Raw genomic sequence first — 18,796 nt, forward strand, 5'->3', positions numbered from 1 at the left:
TTAGAATCGGTCTCGTGCCGAATTTGCGGATCAGTGAGGCGGCCGCTCTGCTCGGAGTCAGTGACGACACCGTGCGGCGCTGGATCGAGCAGGGGCGGCTGACCCCGAAACAGGACGGTGGCCGGATGGCCGTCGACGGGCAGGCGCTGGCCGCGTTCGCCCAGGAGCTCGCGGAGTCCCCGGAGCCCGGCCACACCGCCGCGGCGTCTGCGCGGAACCGGATGCGCGGCATCGTCACCCGCGTCGTCAAGGACGGCGTGATGGCTCAGGTCGAGATGCAGGCCGGACCGTTCCGGGTCGTGTCGCTGATGAGTCGTGAGGCCGCGGACGAGCTCGGTCTGGAGCCCGGCGTGGTGGCCGTCGCCTCGATCAAGTCCACCCATGTCGTCGTCGAGATCCCGGAGGCCTGATGGTCCGCCGTACCGCGCTCGCCGCCCTTGCGACCGTGATGGCCGCCGCGGTAGTGACCGCCTGCGGCGCGGACAGCCCGGCGGCGTCGTCACCAGGTACGACGAAGCAAACGCTGAGCGGGACCGTCCAAGTGTTCGCCGCGGCCTCCCTGACCGGCACGTTCACGCAACTCGGCAAGGACTTCGAATCCGCGCACCCCGGGGTGAAGGTCAGCTTCAACTTCGCCGGCAGCTCCGCGCTGGCCAAGCAGATCAACGAGGGCGCGCCGGCGGACGTGTTCGCCTCGGCCGCCCCGAAGAACATGGACGACGTGCCGGACAAGGGCACTCCGGTCACGTTCGTGAAGAACACCCTGGAGATCGCCGTACCGAAGGGGAATCCGGGCGGGATCACCGGCATCAAGGACTTCGCGAACAAGGACAAGAAGATCGCGATCTGCGCCCAGCAGGTGCCCTGCGGCGCGGCGGCCGCGAAGGTGTTCCAGGCGATCGGCGTCACTGCCCAGCCGGACAGCCTCGAGCAGGACGTGAAGGCCGCGCTCACCAAGGTCAGCCTCGGTGAGGTCGACGCGGCGCTCGTGTACAAGACCGATGTCCGGTCCGCCAAGGACAAGGTCGACGGCATCGAGTTCCCGGAGTCGAACCAGGCCGTCAACGAGTATCCGATCGCCACGCTGACCAAGGCACCCAATGCGGACGGCGCGAAGGCGTTCGTCGACTACGTCCTTTCCGACAAGGGCAAGGCAGTGCTCACCGCGGCGGGCTTCGACGCACCATGAGCCGCCGGACGAGCGCAAGAGCTCCACTGGTCCTCCTGCTGCCCGCGCTGGTCGGCCTGGCGTTCCTGCTCGTCCCCCTCGCCGGTCTGCTCGCGAAAGCCCCCTGGCAGAGCTTGCCGACCAGACTCTTCAGCGCGGACGTCTGGCAGGCCCTCCGCCTCTCACTGCTCTGCGCAACCGCAGCTACAGCGCTCTGTCTCCTCCTAGGTGTTCCCCTGGCCTGGCTGCTCGCACGCGCCGACGTTCCGGGCCGCAGTGTCATCCGCGCCTTGGTCACCGTCCCTCTGGTGCTGCCACCGGTCGTCGGCGGCGTGGCCCTGCTCCTGGTGCTCGGACGGCGCGGCCTGGTCGGTCAGCACCTCGATGCCTGGTTCGGCATCTCCTTGCCGTTCACAACAGCCGGTGTGATCGTTGCCGAGGCCTTCGTCGCCATGCCGTTCCTGGTGATCTCGGTGGAAGGCGCACTGCGTGCCGCTGACCCGCGGTACGAGGAGGCGGCCGCAACCCTTGGTGCAGGACGCTGGATGACGTTCGGGCGCGTGACGCTGCCTTCGATCGCTCCTGGTGTCGTCGCCGGGACAGTGCTGTGCTGGGCGCGGGCGCTGGGCGAGTTCGGCGCGACGATCACGTTCGCGGGCAACTTTCCGGGCCGTACGACGACCATGCCGCTCGCGGTCTACCTTGCCCTGGAGACCGACCCCGACGTGGCCGTCGTCCTCAGCCTGGTGCTCCTGCTGGTGTCCGTCGTCGTACTGGCGTCCCTTCGCGAACGCTGGATCGGTGGACTGCGATGACCTTGTACGCCGACCTGCGGGTGCGCCGCGGCGACTTCAGCCTGGCACTCGACCTGGCTGTCGAGCCAGGTGAGGTCGTCGCGCTACTCGGGCCCAACGGCGCCGGCAAGAGCACCGCGCTCCGGGCGATCGCCGGACTGCTCGCACTGGACGACGGCCGGATCGCACTCGACTCCACAGTCTGGGACGAGCCCCCGGGCACCTTCCGTACGGCGGACCGCCGGCCGATCGGCGTGGTGTTCCAGGACTACCTGCTGTTCAACCACCTGACCTGCCTGGAGAACGTAGCCTTCGGACTCCGCGCCCGCGGCGTCGACAAACAAGCCGCCCGCAAGGACGCGGCGCGCTGGCTCGACACAGTCGGCCTGTCGGAGTACGCCCGTACCCGCCCACGCGCTCTGTCCGGCGGCCAGGCGCAACGCGTCGCCCTGGCCCGTGCACTGGCGACTGATCCCGAAGTACTGCTGCTCGACGAGCCGCTGGCTGCCTTGGATGCCAGTACGACGCTGCACGTCCGTGCGGAGCTCGGACAGCACCTGTCCCGCTTCGCCGGCCGCACGCTGCTCGTCACCCACGACCCACTGGACGCCATGGTTTTGGCCGACCGCCTGGTCATCGTCGAGAACGGACAGGTAGTCCAGGAAGGCAAACCGACCGACGTGGCCCACCAGCCACGCACCGACTATGTAGCCCAGCTTGTCGGCCTGAACCTCTACCGCGGCGCCGCATCCGGCACCAGCGTGGCTCTCAACGGAGGTGGCACGATCACTCTCGCCGAGCCCGCTACGGGACCGGTCCACATTGCGTTCCCACCCGCCGCTGTCAGCCTTTACCCCGAGCGCCCGTCCGGCAGTCCGCGCAACACCTGGCCGGCTGTGGTGACCGGCATCGAGCAGCACGCCCACACCGTCCGCGTCCACCTCGACGCCACCCCTGCAGGCCCGGCTGACCTGCTCGCCGACATCACGACGGCCGCGGTCGCGGACCTCCGGCTGACGCCCGGCCAGTCCCTCCACGCCACCCTCAAGGCCACCGAGGTGCGTACCTATCCGGTGTGAGCCACCGGCGTACGAGGCAGGGAAAACAAAGTTACGGTCCGTGACGGGGTTGAGCTGGATTGACATGATCCCGAGGGTCGATTCACGCTCAGAACGCGCGATCAGATCACGAAGAGTGTTTACTTACTCACTCGTAGTGTGTGCGTTCTTCACATCAGAGTGATGACATCGTGCACTACGCCGACCCTGCTCCGCCCGCCCAAGATGTGGCGAGCACCAAGAAAGGGGGGTCGGACAGTCATGCACGAGAGCTACGAGTTCTACTGCCTTGCGGATCGTCGGTTCTACGAGACACCGGCCCACCGCGGCGCCCAGCACCCGGACTTCGCGATCACGCAACGCCCGGTGCCGGCCGGCTGGCAGCACGTCCCGGGCGAGCAGTGGATGCACTACGCGCCGACGGACGTCCAGCTGCCGAAGCAGGGCTGGAAGGTCCACGTCTCCGCGCGGCTGCAGGACGTCGCGCGGACGCTCGAGGCGGTCTGGGAGTACTGCGTCCCACGCGGCATCGCGTTCAAGTACCTGCGCAACGAAGCCGTCCTGGTGATGGTCAACTCCAAGGCCGCTCCCCGCGGGTCGAGCGGCAAACTGGTGACCATTTACCCGACCGACGAGGCGCAGCTCGAGCTGGTGCTCAAGGAGCTCGACGAGGAACTGCGCGGTGTCGAGGGCCCGTACATCCTGAGCGACCTGCGCTACGCGGACGGTCCGCTGTTCGTGCGGTACGGCGCCTTCGTCAGCAGGTACTGCCTCTCGCCGACCGGCGAACGCGTGCTCGCGATCGAGGACGCGCACGGCACCCTCGTCCCGGACCATCGCGGCCCGACGTTCGTGACGCCGCCGTGGATCCAGCTGCCGGACTTCCTGCAGCCGCATCTCGACGCCCGGAACGCGGTCACCACCGACGAGCTCGCCTACACGATCGACGGCGTCATCCAGTTCTCCAACGGCGGCGGGGTGTATCTCGGCCACCACACCGAGACCGGCGACCGCGTCGTCCTCAAGGAAGGCCGCCCGTACGCCGGGCTCGACATGTCCGGCCGCGACGCGGTGCAGCGGATCGCCCACGAGCGCGAGATCCTGCAGCAACTCGAGGGCCTGGACGTCGTCCCGAAGACGCACGAGTACCTCCGGCTCGGTGACCATCATTTCCTCGTCCAGGAGCACATCGACTCAGTGTCGCTGCAACGCGAGCTCGTCCGGCGGTATCCGCTGACGCATCCCGACGCCACCGAAGCGGACAAGGCGGCGTACGCGGAGTGGGCGACCGCGATGATCGCCCAGGTCCGCGCGGCGGTCGGCCGGCTGCACGACCGCGGCGTGGTGTTCTGCGACCTGCACCCGGACAACCTGCTGCTCGACGTGAACGGCAAGCTCACGCTGATCGACTTCGAGGTCGCGACCAAGGCCGAGGACCGTGCCCGCTCGACGCTCGCCCATCCCGGGTACGCCGCGCCGCAGGACCGGCAAGGTGTCGACGTCGACCGCTACGCACTGGCCTGTATCGCGCTCGGCGTTTATGCGCCACAGGCAACCATCCTGCTGAATCTTCATCCTGGTAAGGCGTTCCAGCTCGCGGACATGATCGCCGAGACGTTCCCGGTGCCGCGCGTGCAGCTCGACGAGGCCGTCCGGACGATCGTCGGCTGCGACGAACGCAACGACCTCGCCGACGTGGCGCTGCCCGGCCGGGCCGCATGGCCCGAGGTCCGCGACGCGCTCACCAAGGCGATCGTCGCCAGTGCGACGCCGGAGCGCACCGACCGCCTGTTCCCCGGCGACATCGCCCAGTTCCGCGACGGCGGCGGCATCGACCTCGCGACCGGCGCGGCCGGTGTCCTCTACGCGCTCGCCACCACCGGCGCCGGCCGATTCCCGGAGTACGACGACTGGCTGCGCAAGCAGGCCATCAGCACCGCGGCCGGCCCCGGGCTGTACGACGGTCTGCACGGCGTCGCCCACGTGCTCGACGAGCTGGGGTACCGGCAGGACGCGCTGGACCTGGTCGACCGCACCCTCGCCGACGACTGGAGCTCCCGCGAGCTCGGGCTGCACTCCGGTCTGGCCGGGATCGGCCTGAACCTCCTGCACTTCGACACCGAGCCCGCACTCCGGGCACAGGCGGTCCGCGTCCTCGACCTGGTCGCCGATCGGCTCGAGACCGACGTGCCCGAGATCAGCGGCGGGCAGCACGCGCGCGCCGGCCTGATGTACGGATCGTCCGGGCCCGCACTGCTCTTCCTCAAGGCCTACGAGCAGCTCGGGGACACCGGGCTGCTCGACCTGGCCGAGGTCGCGATCCGGCAGGACCTGAAGCGCACCGTGCTCACCGAGGACGGCATGCGCCAGGTCAACCAGGGCTGGCGGACCCTGCCGTACCTGGAGGAAGGCTCGGCCGGCGTCGCGCTCGTCCTCGAGCGCTACCTGCGGCACCGTCCCTGCGACGAGCTGAACACCACGTTGCGGGAGCTCAAACGGGTCACCCACTGTTCCTACTACGTCCAGCCAGGGCTGTTCATGGGTCGCGCCGGCATCCTCCTCACGGCGGCGGCGCTCGGTGACGAGGTCGACGACCTCATCCGCGGCCTCGGCTGGCACGCGATGCCGTTCGACGGCGGACTCGCGTTCCCCGGCAACCAACTGCTCCGTCTCTCGATGGATCTGGCCACCGGATCGGCCGGCGTTCTGCTGGCCCTGGGCACGGCGCTGCACGACGCGCCGGCGTCCCTCCCGTTCCTCGGACCTCCCCAGTGGTCCGAGTCTCCGTCCCGACGATCTGCACCGAAGGAGGTGTAAAACATGGCACTTCTCGACCTTCAGGGTCTGGAGACCCCGGGTTACGGCCACGGCGGCCACCACCACGGCGGCTCCACGCTGACCGTGCTGGGCTGCGCTTCGCAGACCCCGAGCAACCTGAGCCTGCTGCTCTGCCACTGATACGGCACCTGCAATGCCAGGTAGGTGAGGCCCTGGGTGGTAGCAGCCACCCAGGGCCGACCTGTTTCGACGGCGATAGCTCCGAGCCGCGCGGCTCGTTGAGCTGGTCGACGGGGAAGAGAGTGAGGTGATCGACCCGTGCCATCCCCTCCAGATGCCGAGCGGCTCGCGCTCGTGGAGCAGCTGCACGGTTGTGTGGTCGCGGATCCGTACCGCCGGCTCGAGGATCCCGCCGACCCGGCGACCACGCGCTGGCTCCGTGACCAGGACGAGCTGTGGCTGACGTACGCCGCGTCGCTGCCTGGCCGCTTCGCCTGGAAGAACCGTGTCCGCCAACTCTCGGACGTGAGCAGCGTGTCCACACCCGTCTGGCGTGGCGACCGGTGCTTCACCCTGCGCCGTGCGGCGGGCCGGCAGCACCCCGTGCTGTACGTCGACGAGACGCCGCTGCTCGACCCGAAACAACTCGACCCGAGCGGCCTGACCACCCTCGACGCATGGCAGCCGTCACCGGACGGCACCAAGCTCGCGTACCAACTGTCCCGCGGCGGTGACGAACGCTCCTCGCTGAGCGTCCTCGACGTCGCCACCGGTCGAGTGCTCGACGGCCCGCTCGACGGCTGCCGGTACTCCCCCGTCGCCTGGCTCCCCGGCGGCGACGCCTTCTACTACGTGCGTTTCCGTCAGGTACGCCGCCACCGCCTGGGCGACCCCGACGACGTCACAGTCCTTGCCGACGAGGCGTCGTACGGCCTGGAGCTCAGCGCCGACGGACGCTGGCTGACGATCTGTACGCCGACCGACGTGTGGCTCGCGGACCTCACCACGGACGCACCACCGCGGCACCTCCCACAGGACGCCACCACCGTCATGTCGGTCGGACCGGACGGCCGCCTGTACGTCGTCACCGCACACGACGCTCCGACCGGGCGGATCTGCGTCGGCGACCCGACCGATCCCACCGGGTGGCGCGACTACATCCGCCCGGACAAGACGCTCACCGGTCTGGCGATCCTCGACGAAGTCGTCCTGGTCAGCCAGTCCGACGAGATCACCGTGCACGACCGTGAGACCGGACGCCGCCTCAGCACCCTGGACCTTCCGGGCCGCGGCTCCGTCGGATCGCTGTCAGCGCACGGCAGCCGGGCCTGGTTCACCTACACCGACAGCGTCACGCCGCCGACGGTCCACTGCTACGACGCAGCCACCAACACCACGACAGCCTGGGCAACACCGAACCAGCACCACCTCGAGACGCACCGACTCAGCTACCGGTCCGCGGACGGCACCGAGGGCGAGCTGCGCATCATCGGCAAGCCAGGTCCACGGCCCACGATCCTTTACGGGTACGGCGGATTCGGGCAGTCGCTCACGCCGACGTACTCGGCCTTCGCGCTGGCCTGGGTGGAAGCGGGCGGATCGTTCGTGACGGCCACCGTCCGCGGCGACGGCGCCACCACCGCCCGTCGGCACGACAAGCAGAAGAGCATCGACGACTTCATCGCCGCCGCCGAACACCTCGTCGCGGAAGGCTGGACCACAGCCGAGCAGCTCGCGATCTGCGGTGAGTCCAACGGCGGGCTGCTGACGGCCGCCGCCCTCACCCAGCGCCCGGAACTGTTCGCCGCCGCGGTCTGCTCGGCGCCGCTCACCGACATGATCCGCTACGACCGATCGGGTCTCGGCGAGCGCTGGACCGCGGAGTACGGCTCGCCGCAGGACCCGGAGGACTTCCGCGTCCTGCTGGCCTACTCGCCGTACCATCTGGTCACCGACGGCGTGAAGTACCCGGCCGTCCTGCTGACTGCCTTCGGCAACGACACGCGCGTGGATCCCTCGCACGCAAGGAAGTTCTGCGCGGCACTGCAGCACGCGACAGCGAGCAATCGTCCGGTTCTGCTGAGGTACGAGGCTGACTCCGGCCACACCACCGGCGGCATCGGACTGGCCGCTGACATGCTCGCGTTCATCGCGCACCAGACGGGTCTTCGGCGATGACGAGCTTCGGCGAGGTCGCCAAGCACGGCCGGGGCTGGCTGCCGCTGATCGGCCTCAACGCGCTCGTCGGCAGCGCGGTCACGCTCGCGCTGCCGTCCGTCCTCGGCCGGTCGGTCGACGCGATCGTCGCCGGATCCGGCTACACCCGCTGGTTCGTGATCGCCGCGGCGCTGATCGGTCTCGGCGTCCTGGCCGGCATCGTCGACGCATTCGCCGGCGCGGCCTGTGTCGCCCGCACCACCGCCTGGCTGCGGCACCGGCTGGTCCGGCATGTCGTCCGCGGCGGCCATGGCGGCGCCCGCGAGTTCGACACCGGTGACCTCGTCACCCGCGTATCGGCCAACGCTACCGACGCCGCGCAGGCCGGGCCCGCGGCGGTGACGGCGATCGCAGCGGTGGCTCCGCCGCTCGGCAGCCTCGTCCTGCTCGCGCTGATCGATCCGTGGCTCGCAGCCGCGTTCTTCGGCGGTGTTCTGCTCGTCGTCCTGGTGCTGTGGACGTTCGCCCGGCGGACCGCCGACGTCAGCCTCGCCTACCAGGAGACGCAGGGCCGCATCGCCGCGCTGCTGTCGGAGTCGCTGACCGGCATCCGCACGATCACCGCGGCCGGTACGGCGGAGCGCGAAGAGCGCCGCATCCTCGGCCTACTGCCCGAGCTGCACCGCAACGGGGTGGTCACCTGGCAGATCCTGGCCCGCTCCGGCGCGCAGGCCGCGGTGGTCGGCCCGCTCGTCCTGGTCGCGGTTCTCGTGGTCGGCGGCATCGAGCTCGTCGGTGGTGACATCACCGCGGGCGAACTGTTCGCCGCGTCGCAGTACGCCGTCCTCGGTGCGGGACTCGGCAGCCTGACCGGCGTCCTCGGCGAGCTCGCCCGAGCGAAGGCCGGCGTACGTCGCGCCGCCGAGGTGACCGCGATCGAGCCCGTTGCCCACGGCACGTTGCCGCTGCCGGCCGGTCCGGGCCAGGTGACCTTCGACGGTGTCAGCGTTGTCGCAGACGGGAACGTCCTGCTGGACAACGTGAATCTCGACATTCCCGGCGGCGCCACCGTCGCTGTCGTCGGCCCGAGCGGCGCCGGTAAGTCCGTCCTCGCCGCGGTCGCCGCGCGCCTACGCGATCCGTCGACCGGACAGGTCCGCCTGGACGGCGTACCGCTGCCGGCCATCAGCAAGCACGTCCTGCGCAGCGCGGTCGGCTGCGCGTTCGAGCGCCCGCAGCTGGTCGGCCGAACGATCGGCGAGGCGATCGACCCGCACGCGGTCAGCCCGGTCCGCACGCTGGCGGCCGCCCGCGCCACGCACGCGCACGACTTCGTCAGCCGGCTCCCCGACGGGTACTTCACTTCGTTGCGCAAGGCACCGATGTCCGGCGGCGAACGGCAGCGCCTCGGCCTGGCCCGCGCCTGGCCGGCCAGTCGGTTGCTGGTTCTGGACGATGCGATGTCGAGTCTGGACACCGCGACCGAACGGCAGATCAGCCGCACCCTCACCGACGACCGGCACCACCGCACCCGCCTGATCGTCACGCATCGCGCGGCCACCGCGGCCCGCGCCGATCTGGTCGTCTGGCTCGACCACGGCCAGGTCCGGGCGATCGCCCCGCACGCCGACCTCTGGCGCCACCCGTCGTACCGAGCCGTGTTCGGATGAGCCGAGCATGAGACGAGAGCTGTCGTACGGCGCCGCCGCGCTCCGAAAACGTGCCACAGTCAAGTTGATCGCGTGGTCGGTCCCGGAGATCCTCCCAACGGCGGTGTACGGGATCGCGGTGGCGCGGGCGACGGACAGCTTCCTCGGCGGCCGGGTCTGGCAGGGCATCGCCTGGCTGATCGGCCTGGTCGCGACGGCCGGTGCCGGCGCGGCGGGTGCACGTCAGGTGTACGGACGACTCGGTGACCTGGTCGAACCCTTGCGGGACGATCTCGTCCGTCGCGTGGTCCGCGGCGCGCTCCGGACCGGTGACGACGGTGCGGTCGCTCGCCTGAACCGCCAGGTCGAGATCGTCCGCGACACGTACGCGGGCCTGGTACTCGTACTGCGCAGTTTCGCGGTCACGCTGTTCGGCGTCCTGACCGGGTTGCTGTCACTCGCTCCGCTCGTCGCCGCCTTCGTCGTACCGCCCTTCCTGCTGGGATTCGCGCTCTCGCTGGCCGTACTCGGAATGGCGGCACACCGCGTCCGCGCGTCCCTGACCGCCGACGAGGAACTCGCCTCCGCCGCCGGCATGGTCTTCGGCGGCGTCCGCGACATCACCGCGACCGGCACGGAGGAGTACGCCGAATGGCTGACCAGCCGTCCGATCGAGGCACACGCGGCCGCGGAACGCGCGCTCGCGAAGGTCTCCGCGCTCCGGACGCTCTGCTTCGCGGTCGGTGGCTGGCTGCCGTTGCTGATTCTGCTCGCCACCGGCCCGTGGCTCGTCGGCCGCGGCGTGAGTACCGGAACGTTGCTCGGCGGACTGACGTACGTCCTGATCGGTCTGCAACCGGCGCTCAACACGGTGATGAACGCTCTCGGCGACAGCGGCCTGCGGTACGTGATCACGCTCGGCCGCATCCTCGACACCTCGACGCCCACCGAAGTACGACGGCCTGTCGACGAGCTCACCGGCTACCAGGTCAGGCTGCACGGGCTGACCTTCGCGTACGGCCCGAAGGCCGAGCCGGTCCTCGACAACCTCGAGCTCACGATCCCCGAAGGTGAACATCTGGCCGTCGTCGGCCCGAGCGGCATCGGCAAGTCGACCTTGGCCGGCCTGATCTGCGGAATGCTGAAGCCGACGGCGGGCCGGATCCTGCTCGGAGGCGCGCCGCCGGGCGACGTCGCGGTCGATCGACTCGCACAGACCAGAGTGCTGATTCCGCAAGAGGCGTACGTCTTCGGCGGCACCGTCCGCGACAACCTCACGTATTTATTGCCCGACGCAACCGATCATCAGGTGGAGCTCGCCGCGAAGTCGGTCGGCGCCCAGCAACTGATCGAGCGGATCGGCGGCCTCGACGCCGAGGTCGCGCCCGGCGAGCTGTCCGCGGGCGAGAAGCAACTGATCGCGCTGGTTCGCGCCTACCTCTCGCCGGCGCCGCTCGTCGTACTCGACGAAGCGACCTGCTTCCTCGACCCCGAGGCGGAGCGGCAAGCGGAGGATGCCTTTGCCCAACGCAACGGGACGTTGGTCGTGATCGCGCACCGGATCAGCTCGGCGCTCCGCGCACGGCGCATCCTGGTGCTCGACGGCAATCAGGCGAAGCTGGGCACGCATGCGAGCCTGCTGCGCACGTCCCGGATGTATCGCGAACTGCACGGCAGCTGGACACCTGGGGTCTAGCGTCGCGGTTTCAGATCCAGCCGGCCTCGTACGCCTTGCGAATCGCCTCGATCCGGCTGCGCGAACCGGTCTTCGTGAGGATCCGCGACAGGTAGTTCCGCACGGTGCCCGTGCTGAGGCTGAGCGTGCGGGCGATCTCTTGCGCCGTCGCCCCGGTGGTGACTTGCCGCAGTACTTCGCATTCGCGGTCGGTCAGCGGATTGTCGTTCGCCTTCAACGCCGCGACCGCGAGCCGTACGTCGACCACGGGCAGCCCTTTCGCGACATCACGCACCGCCTGCACCAACTGGTCCGTGGTCGCATCCGTTGCGATCAAGCCGATCCGCGGCGCCTGCTTGACCAGGGCGAGCCTGGTCGCGGCGATCGACTCGTGGTCGATCAGCACCAGTACGCCGCGGCCGGCCAGTTTGCGGCACAACTCCTCGATCCGGATCCGGCCGGGCAGTTGCGGCTCGACCAGGAACACGTCCGGGTGCCGGCCGGCCACCTGGAGGACGTCCTCCGTGCGATCCACCTCCGCCACCACGTCCAGGTCGTTCTCCCGTGCCAGCACCGCGGCCAGTGCGCCCCGCACCAACGTGCCGCGATGGCCGAGAACCACTCGGATCACCGCTCCAGCCCCCATTACCGTCCGTTGCCTCACCACCGGCCCCTCAGCGGCGTCACCAGCTGCCGGACGGCGGTTGCCCGTATTCCGATCAACGAGTGACCGCTCCGAAGGGCACGCACAACCTGATTCCGGGGCACTACTTTCGGTACCAAAACCGATCGGTTCCACCCTGTGCCACAGCGTCACCCAACGCCGGAAACCGTTCTGTTGTTGGGCTTCCGGACGCTCGGAGGTCAGAAAAAGTTGGGGCAGATCCCGGATTGGTCTTGCGTTTCGACCGATCCTCGCCCAGGATGGCTCAGGTCGCGTCGTTACCGTGGCGTGACCATTCGGACGCTGTCCTGTGACCTGACTCGTGATGCGCCCGGATGCCCTCCCCTGCACGGTGCGTTCCACCATGCCCAATCTCACGAGGAGCGCTTTTCAGATGTCCAAGGCTCGACATGCGCGCGCCCGGCGAAGCACTCGCCGGGTGGCCCGGACCCTCTCCATCGCCGGCCTCGGAGCCGGTATCACCGCCGCCGGCGCCGCGTCGGCGTTCGCGACCGACTACACGGTCAAGTCCGGTGACACGCTCTCCGAGATCGCGCAGGCCAACGGCGCCGACTGGCGTGAACTGGCCCGGATCAACAACCTGAAGGACCCCGATCTGATCCTGATCGGGCAGACCCTCTCGCTGGACGGCGTCCAGAAGTCCACGGCACCGAGGGTGACCACCAAGAAGTCCGAGACCCGCAAGTCGGAGTCCCGGAAGTCCGAGACCCGGAAGACCACGAAGTCCGACCGGAAGACCAAGAGCAGCCGGTCCGAGGACCGCCCGCGGACCAGCGGCAAGGCGAACCTGAGCGGCGCCTGGGCGAAGGTCGCGAACTGTGAGTCCAGCGGCAACCCGCGCGCCGTGAACCCGGCCGGCTACTACGGGCTGTTCCAGTTCGACCTGCGCACCTGGCGCAGTGTCGGCGGCTCCGGCAACCCGGCGAAGGCCTCGGCGGCCGAGCAGCTGATGCGCGCGAAGAAGCTCTACGCGCAGCGCGGCGCCTCGCCGTGGCCGGTCTGCGGCAAGTACCTGCGCTGACCGACCGGCCGGGCGAGCGGCAGTCGACCGTCCTCCCCCGCCCGCCCGGCCGTTTCCGGACCGCTTCCCACCCATCGTGGCGGGCAGGCATCCGCTTGCTCGTGGCACGCGACGGGTGGGAAGCACCAGCTTCAGGTGCGGGTGACGACCAGCATCTCGTTGGCGCCGGCCTGGAACTCGTAGGGCACCTTGCGGATCTCCGTGGTCACCCCTTCGAGCGACTCCAGCCGCCCGAGCAACTCGGCCATCCACGGGACCGGCGCACCCGCGCCTTGCTGGACCAGTGGAAACACCCGCACCTCGGCGTTGCTGACCCGGATCAGTTCGCGCAGTGCGGCCGTGTGCCAGTCCAGGTCGTACTTGTCCGCCCAGGTGAACAGCAGATGTGAGCAGAGCACCAGTTCGAACCGCCGATCACCGAACGGCAGCTCCGGCAGGCCCGCGGCGACGTACCGCTCCGGCGCCGCCGCGACGTCCTGGAGGAATCGGTCGGCGGCCTCGATGCGGTGCTGGTCCTTCCGCTCCGGTGAGCCGTACCAGTGCCAGACGAAACTGCCCCGATGCTCGTCGACGATCCCCGCCGTGGCCGGCAGGCTGCGGCGCACGGCGTCGACGAGCTCGGCATGATCCTTCGCGTACGCCGGATCGGCGGCGATCGCGTCGACGCCCCGGGCCGCGGCCTCGGCGGTGAAGCCGGCGCCGCCCGCGCAGCAGTCGAGCACAGACTCGGGCAGGACCTTCAGGTCGAACATCGCTTCGTACTCGGCGTACGAGCGCGAGGTCACCAGCACGGGTTTACCTTTCGACGGTGGTCTTCCGGTGCAGCCGGCGGTCGAGGGTGGTCGCCCCCGCCGCCAGAGCCAGGAACAGTACCGCCACCAGCAGACAGTTCAGCAGCACCCGCGCGTACCCGTGCTCGCCCACGTCCACGAACGGATACGGGTAGAAGCCGACGAACGCACCGCGGACCAGTGTGAACGCGAGCCACAGCAACGGATACACGATCGACCACCCGACGATCCGCCAGTCCGTCTGACCACGCGGCCCGAACAGCAGCCACCCCAGTACGCCGGCGACCGGCGCCGCGGTGTGCAGCAGGAAGTTCGTGACAGCGGACCATCCACTCAGGTCGTCGAGCCCGGCCAGTACCAGGTGATAGACGATGCCGGTCACCGCGATGCACAGCACGCCGTTCAATCGCAGCGTCCGGAACACCTGACCGCGCGGACGGTTCGGTGCCAGCGCGAGCAGCAACGCCGTACCGCCGAGCAACAGGTTCGACTGGATCGTGAAGTAGGCGAACACGTTGGCCACCCGCTCGGCCTCGGTCGAGAAGAACCCCTCCTCGTTGCCCGCCGACAGCGGCAACTGGATCGCGATCCCCGCCACCACGATCGCCACGGTCAGCCAGGCCCAGGTGCGCCCCGTCTTCGTCATGAGCGCAATGTACGACGACCACCCGGCGCCCGGCGGGAACTCAGAGCGACTGCTTCTCGCGCGGCGCGCCCGCGGGCTCGTCCTCCGACGGGTCCGCGCCCTCGAAGCTGTAGCTGAACGACACGATCGCATCGATCACCAGCACGATCGTCCACGTCCACGCCGGCCCGAGCACCGCGTCGTACCCGCGGCCGGACAGCAGGCCGAGGAGCACCATGATGCCGACCCCGACGCAGTACGCGAGCAGGTGCCGGTACCACCCGGCGCGTTCGCGGCGGGCTCGCTCCGGCCCCTTCTTCGGCGGCTTCACCGGGCGCGGCGCGCCGCCGAGGTAGTGCGCACCCCACCGGTCCGCCCACTTCAGCGTCTGATGCCCGAAGCCGACGCTGACGCCGATGAAGATGGCGGCCAGGGAGTGCTTGAACGACGGCTCCCCACCACGATGGATGTCCGCGACGCTCGCGGCCAGCAGGACCACGTCGACGAACGGCACGCCGGCCAGCAGCACCAGCCCGACCTTGCGCCAACGCAGCAGATAGCGGGCGGCGAGCCCGGCCGCGAGCAGCACCCAGAATCCGATCTCGCACGCGGCGATCACAGCGATCAGCACGGTGATTCCCCTCCGAGAGTTTTTCAGCACAACTGTGTTGGAAAAGAGATTAACACAGGTGTGCTAAAAAGGACCACATGCCGAAGATCGTCGACCACGCCACCCGCCGCGAGGAGATCGCGGAGGCGCTGTGGCGCGTGGTCCGCCGGGACGGCATCCGGGCCGCCTCGGTGCGCACGGTCGCGGCCGAGGCCGGCTGGTCCGCCGGTGCCGTGCGGTACTACTTCCCCGATCAGGAGGGGCTGCTCAGCTTCGCGATGGATCTGGTGTCCCGCCGGGTGACCGACCGGATCGCGGCGATCGAGGCGACCGGCAGCCTGCCGGCGATCGTCCTGCGCTACCTCGACGAGGTCCTCCCGCTGGACGCCGAACGCCGGGCGGAGTTCGACATCTGGCTGGCGTTCCTGGCACAGGCCCAGGCCGAGAGCGGCGCCGGCGCGCTGCACGACCACGTCGACAGCGTCCACGGCCAACTGCGCGACCTCTGTGCGTCCCTCGTCAAGGGCCTCGCCGACGCCGGCCTACTGAAACCGGGACTGGACCAGGCGCGCGAGGTCGAACTGCTGCACGCTGTGCTCGACGGGCTCGCGCTGCACGCCGCCATCCAGCCCGAACGCACCACCCCGGACCGGGTCCGCGAGCTGATGCGCCGGCACCTCGACAGCGTCATCGCGGCGGACTCGTAACCCCTTGAAAACCTGGGTTTTCGGACAAGTTTTTCGCCGACCGGGTCAAAACCGCGCGGCACGTGGCACGATCACCGCATGGAATCCGAGGGGGTGATCGTCGTCAGCGGGATCATGGCGGCGGGGAAGTCGTCGGTGTCCCAGATGCTCGCCGAGAGATTCCAGTTCGGCGTGCACCTGCGCGGGGATGTGTTCCGGCGGATGATCGTGAGCGGTCAGGCCTCGATGGCCGACGACGTCATCGAGGCGCAACGGCAACTGCAGCTGCGCTACCGGCTGGCCTGCCAGGCCGCCGACGAGTACGCGCGGGCCGGTTTCACCGTGGTGCTCCAGGACGTGGTGATCGGCGAGTTGCTGCGCGAATTCCTGGACGGCATCCGGACGCGACCGCGGTACCTCGTCGTCCTGACGCCGCGCCCGGAGGTGATCTCGACCCGGCTCGGCGGCGATGCGCATCACCTGGTCGACGAGCTGGACTACGAGCTGCACGCGTTCAGTCCGCGGCGCGGGCTCTGGCTGGACAACTCCGACCTCTCGGTCGGCGAGACGGTCGACGCGATCCTCGGCCGGCTCGACGAGGCGCGCTTCGACTGATGCGCCATCCGTTACCCAGGGGTAGTTTGAGTGGATGACCGTACGGCGGACGTCCTGCACTCTGTGTGAAGCGATCTGCGGTGTCCTCGTCACCGTCGAGGACGGCAAAGTCACCGACATCCGCGGCGACGAGTCCGACCCGCTGTCCCGCGGGCACATCTGCCCGAAGGCGGTCGCGCTGCGCGATCTCCAGGAGGATCCCGACCGGTTGACCACACCGGTTCGGCGGACGGCCGACGGGTGGCAGCAGATCGGCTGGGAGGCAGCGTACGAACTCGTCGTCGGCAAACTCACCGCGATCCAGCGTGCGCACGGCCAGAACGCGGTCGGGGTGTATCTGGGCAACCCGAACGTGCACAGCCTCGGCAGCCTGACCCACCTGCCGACGATGGTCCGGCAGTTGCGGACCAGGAACCGGTTCAGCGCGACCTCGATCGACCAGCTGCCGCACATGCTCGCGTCCCACCTGTTGTACGGGCACCAGTTGATGGTCGCCGTACCGGACATCGACCGGACGTCGTACCTGCTGATGCTCGGCGCAAACCCGCTGGCGTCGAACGGGAGCATGATGACCGCGCCCGGCTTCGGGCGGCGGCTCAAGGAGGTCAGCAAGCGCGGCGGCAAGGTGGTGGTCGTCGATCCGCGCCGGACCGAGACCGCAGCGGTCGCCGACGAACATCTCTTCGTCCGGCCGGGGACGGACGCGGCGTTGCTGCTCGCGCTGATCCACCAGGTGATCTCGGACGGTCACGCGCGCGTCGCGTCGTACGTCGACGGGCTCGCGACGGTCGAGTCCGCGGTGGAGAAGTGGACGGCGGAGCGCGCCGCCGAGCTCACCGGGATCCCGGCCGCGGAGATCCGGCGGATCGCGACCGAGTTCGCGACCGCGGACCGGGCCGCCTGTTACGGGCGCGTCGGGGTGTCGACGCAGCAGTTCGGCGCGGTCTGCCAGTGGGCGATCCAGGTGCTGAACATCATCACCGGCAACCTCGACCGGCCCGGCGGGACGATGTTCCCGCGGCCGGCGGTGAACCCGCTGCTGGGCATCGGGCGCGGGCACATCGGCGTCTGGAAGAGCCGGGTGCGCGGGCTGCCCGAGTTCGGCGGTGAACTGCCGGTGTCGACGATGGCCGAGGAGATCCTGACGCCGGGCGAAGGACAGATCCGCGCGCTGCTCACGGTCGCGGGCAATCCGGTGCTGTCGACCCCGAACGGACGCCGGCTCGACGAAGCGCTCGGCTCCCTCGATTTCATGGTCTCGATCGACCCGTACATCAACGAGACGACGCGGCACGCCGACGTGATCCTGCCGCCCGCGCCACCGCTCGAGCGAGAGCACTACGACCTGGTCTTCCACCAACTCGCCGTCCGTAACACCGCCCGGTGGAACGACGCCGTACTGCCGAAACCCGCGTCGGCACGGCACGAGTGGGAGATCTTCCGCGACCTCGGGCTGGCGCTGGTACGGCGGACGCCCTGGAGCCGGCGCCGCGCGCTGACGACAGCGCGACTCAAGGTGCCGCCACGGCAGATCGTGGCCGCGGGGCTACGGATCGGGCCGTACCGGCTGTCGCTGCGCGCGCTGCGCAAGAATCCGGGCGGGATCGACCTCGGACCACTGCAGCCCGCACTGCCCGAAGCGCTGCACCACAAGACGAAACGCATCGACCTCGCGCAACGAATGATCCTCGACGACCTGCCACGCCTCGACGCGTTGCCGCCGCTGGAGGACGGCGAACTCCTGCTCATCGGGCGGCGGCACCTGCGCAACAACAACTCGTGGATGCACAACTCCGAGCGACTCGTGAAGGGCAAGCCGCGGCACCACCTCCTGATGCATCCGGACGACCTGGCCGAACGCGAACTGACCGACGGCCAAGTCGTCAGCGTCAGCTCGGCCGCGGGTACGATCTCGGTGGAAGTTGCCGCGAGCAACGACATGATGCGCGGCGTGGTGAGCCTCCCGCACGGCTTCGGCCACGGCCGCCCGGGCGCCCGCCTCTCGGTGGCCAACCGCGTGCCGGGTCCGAGCGCCAACGACATCACCGATGCCGCGTTCGTCGACCCCACCGCGGGGACGGCAGCCGTCAACGGCGTACCCGTCACCGTCACGGCAAGCTGACCCGCCCACACTACGCCGCATCACCGCCGCCGACCCGCCACATCACCGCCGGCCCGATCCGCCCGGACCGCGTACGGACGGATAACCACGCTCGTTGGGGGTTGTTCGTCCTTGTATCAACGAAGACCCCCAACACCAGCGGTTATCCAGCTCTTGTGCCCGATCCGTGGGTGGGCCCGGGCCGGGTTCCCGAGTCGGCGCCCGCGCCGGACGGCCACGCTGGACAGCCGCGCTCGGCGCCCGCGCTGGACAGCCGCGCTGGACAGCCGCGCTGGACAGCCGCGGTTGTCCCCGCACGGTGGGTTCACCCATCGTGTTGTGGGTTCCTGACCCGTGTGAAGGGGGGGGGACCCCCAACACCC

At 69.5% G+C, this 18,796-nt stretch carries 17 protein-coding genes; 13 read left to right on the forward strand and 4 right to left on the reverse strand.

The genetic code is table 11. The features are described from left to right. The first annotated feature begins 14 nt into the window (after positions 1-14). The 9 genes from AB0B82_RS03210 (at position 15) to AB0B82_RS03250 (ending at position 11,300) form a co-directional block, all read left to right on the forward strand. On the forward strand, positions 15-410 hold the full coding sequence (locus AB0B82_RS03210) for a TOBE domain-containing protein (protein WP_360161909.1): 396 nt from the start codon (positions 15-17) through the stop codon (positions 408-410). Next, the gene (gene modA, locus AB0B82_RS03215; RefSeq protein WP_360161911.1) at positions 410-1,189 is read left to right on the forward strand and encodes a molybdate ABC transporter substrate-binding protein; all 780 of its coding nucleotides are present in this window, start codon (positions 410-412) and stop codon (positions 1,187-1,189) included. Before AB0B82_RS03210 ends, modA begins: the two co-directional genes overlap by 1 nt. Then, a complete protein-coding gene (gene modB, locus AB0B82_RS03220; RefSeq protein WP_360161913.1) occupies positions 1,186-1,983 on the forward strand; it encodes a molybdate ABC transporter permease subunit in 798 nt (265 codons plus the stop codon). Before modA ends, modB begins: the two co-directional genes overlap by 4 nt. Next, positions 1,980-3,041, forward strand: coding sequence for an ABC transporter ATP-binding protein (locus AB0B82_RS03225; protein WP_360161915.1), 1,062 nt, complete (start codon positions 1,980-1,982; stop codon positions 3,039-3,041). Before modB ends, AB0B82_RS03225 begins: the two co-directional genes overlap by 4 nt. Positions 3,042-3,281: 240 nt before the next feature. After that, complete coding sequence (lanKC, locus tag AB0B82_RS03230; protein ID WP_360161917.1) at positions 3,282-5,837, forward strand: class III lanthionine synthetase LanKC; 2,556 nt, start codon at positions 3,282-3,284, stop codon at positions 5,835-5,837. 3 nt (positions 5,838-5,840) lie between these two features. Beyond that, positions 5,841-5,978, forward strand: a complete 138-nt coding sequence (locus AB0B82_RS03235) for a SapB/AmfS family lanthipeptide (protein ID WP_130387812.1) — start codon at positions 5,841-5,843, stop codon at positions 5,976-5,978. Positions 5,979-6,116: 138 nt separating this feature from the next. After that, positions 6,117-7,976, forward strand: coding sequence for a prolyl oligopeptidase family serine peptidase (locus AB0B82_RS03240; RefSeq protein ID WP_360161919.1), 1,860 nt, complete (start codon positions 6,117-6,119; stop codon positions 7,974-7,976). Further along, on the forward strand, positions 7,973-9,625 hold the full coding sequence (locus tag AB0B82_RS03245; protein ID WP_360161921.1) for an ABC transporter ATP-binding protein: 1,653 nt from the start codon (positions 7,973-7,975) through the stop codon (positions 9,623-9,625). The genes AB0B82_RS03240 and AB0B82_RS03245 overlap by 4 nt, the downstream gene beginning before the upstream one ends. Positions 9,626-9,632: 7 nt before the next feature. After that, complete coding sequence (locus AB0B82_RS03250) at positions 9,633-11,300, forward strand: ABC transporter ATP-binding protein (RefSeq protein WP_360161923.1); 1,668 nt, start codon at positions 9,633-9,635, stop codon at positions 11,298-11,300. 10 nt (positions 11,301-11,310) lie between these two features. On the opposite strand, the gene AB0B82_RS03255 is transcribed toward AB0B82_RS03250, so the two are convergent. Next, complete coding sequence (locus AB0B82_RS03255; RefSeq protein ID WP_360161925.1) at positions 11,311-11,910, reverse strand: response regulator transcription factor; 600 nt, start codon at positions 11,908-11,910, stop codon at positions 11,311-11,313. 427 nt (positions 11,911-12,337) lie between these two features. Between AB0B82_RS03255 and AB0B82_RS03260 the strand changes: the two genes are divergently transcribed. Next, positions 12,338-12,985, forward strand: coding sequence for a transglycosylase family protein (locus tag AB0B82_RS03260; protein ID WP_360161927.1), 648 nt, complete (start codon positions 12,338-12,340; stop codon positions 12,983-12,985). Between the two features lie 131 nt (positions 12,986-13,116). Here AB0B82_RS03260 and AB0B82_RS03265 read toward each other — a convergent pair whose 3' ends face one another. Genes AB0B82_RS03265 through AB0B82_RS03275 form a run of 3 tightly spaced genes read right to left on the reverse strand, consistent with a single transcriptional unit; the run spans position 13,117 to position 15,032 of the window. Next, positions 13,117-13,776 carry a hypothetical protein gene (locus AB0B82_RS03265; protein ID WP_360161929.1) on the reverse strand — a complete coding sequence of 220 codons (660 nt, stop codon included), beginning with the start codon at positions 13,774-13,776 and terminating at the stop codon, positions 13,117-13,119. A gap of 4 nt (positions 13,777-13,780) precedes the next feature. Then, the gene (locus AB0B82_RS03270; protein ID WP_360161931.1) at positions 13,781-14,422 is read right to left on the reverse strand and encodes a Pr6Pr family membrane protein; all 642 of its coding nucleotides are present in this window, start codon (positions 14,420-14,422) and stop codon (positions 13,781-13,783) included. Positions 14,423-14,462: 40 nt separating this feature from the next. After that, complete coding sequence (locus tag AB0B82_RS03275) at positions 14,463-15,032, reverse strand: 2TM domain-containing protein (RefSeq protein WP_360161933.1); 570 nt, start codon at positions 15,030-15,032, stop codon at positions 14,463-14,465. 77 nt (positions 15,033-15,109) lie between these two features. On the opposite strand from AB0B82_RS03275, the gene AB0B82_RS03280 reads away from it, so the two are divergent. The 3 genes from AB0B82_RS03280 (at position 15,110) to AB0B82_RS03290 (ending at position 18,434) form a co-directional block, all read left to right on the forward strand. Next, a complete protein-coding gene (locus tag AB0B82_RS03280; protein WP_360161935.1) occupies positions 15,110-15,718 on the forward strand; it encodes a TetR family transcriptional regulator C-terminal domain-containing protein in 609 nt (202 codons plus the stop codon). Between the two features lie 78 nt (positions 15,719-15,796). After that, positions 15,797-16,312, forward strand: coding sequence for an AAA family ATPase (locus tag AB0B82_RS03285; protein ID WP_360161937.1), 516 nt, complete (start codon positions 15,797-15,799; stop codon positions 16,310-16,312). Positions 16,313-16,346: 34 nt separating this feature from the next. Further along, a complete protein-coding gene (locus AB0B82_RS03290) occupies positions 16,347-18,434 on the forward strand; it encodes a molybdopterin-dependent oxidoreductase (RefSeq protein WP_360161939.1) in 2,088 nt (695 codons plus the stop codon). The last annotated feature ends 362 nt before the right edge of the window (positions 18,435-18,796 follow it).

This window comes from Kribbella sp. NPDC048915 (assembly GCF_040649595.1).
Lineage (GTDB): Bacteria > Actinomycetota > Actinomycetes > Propionibacteriales > Kribbellaceae > Kribbella.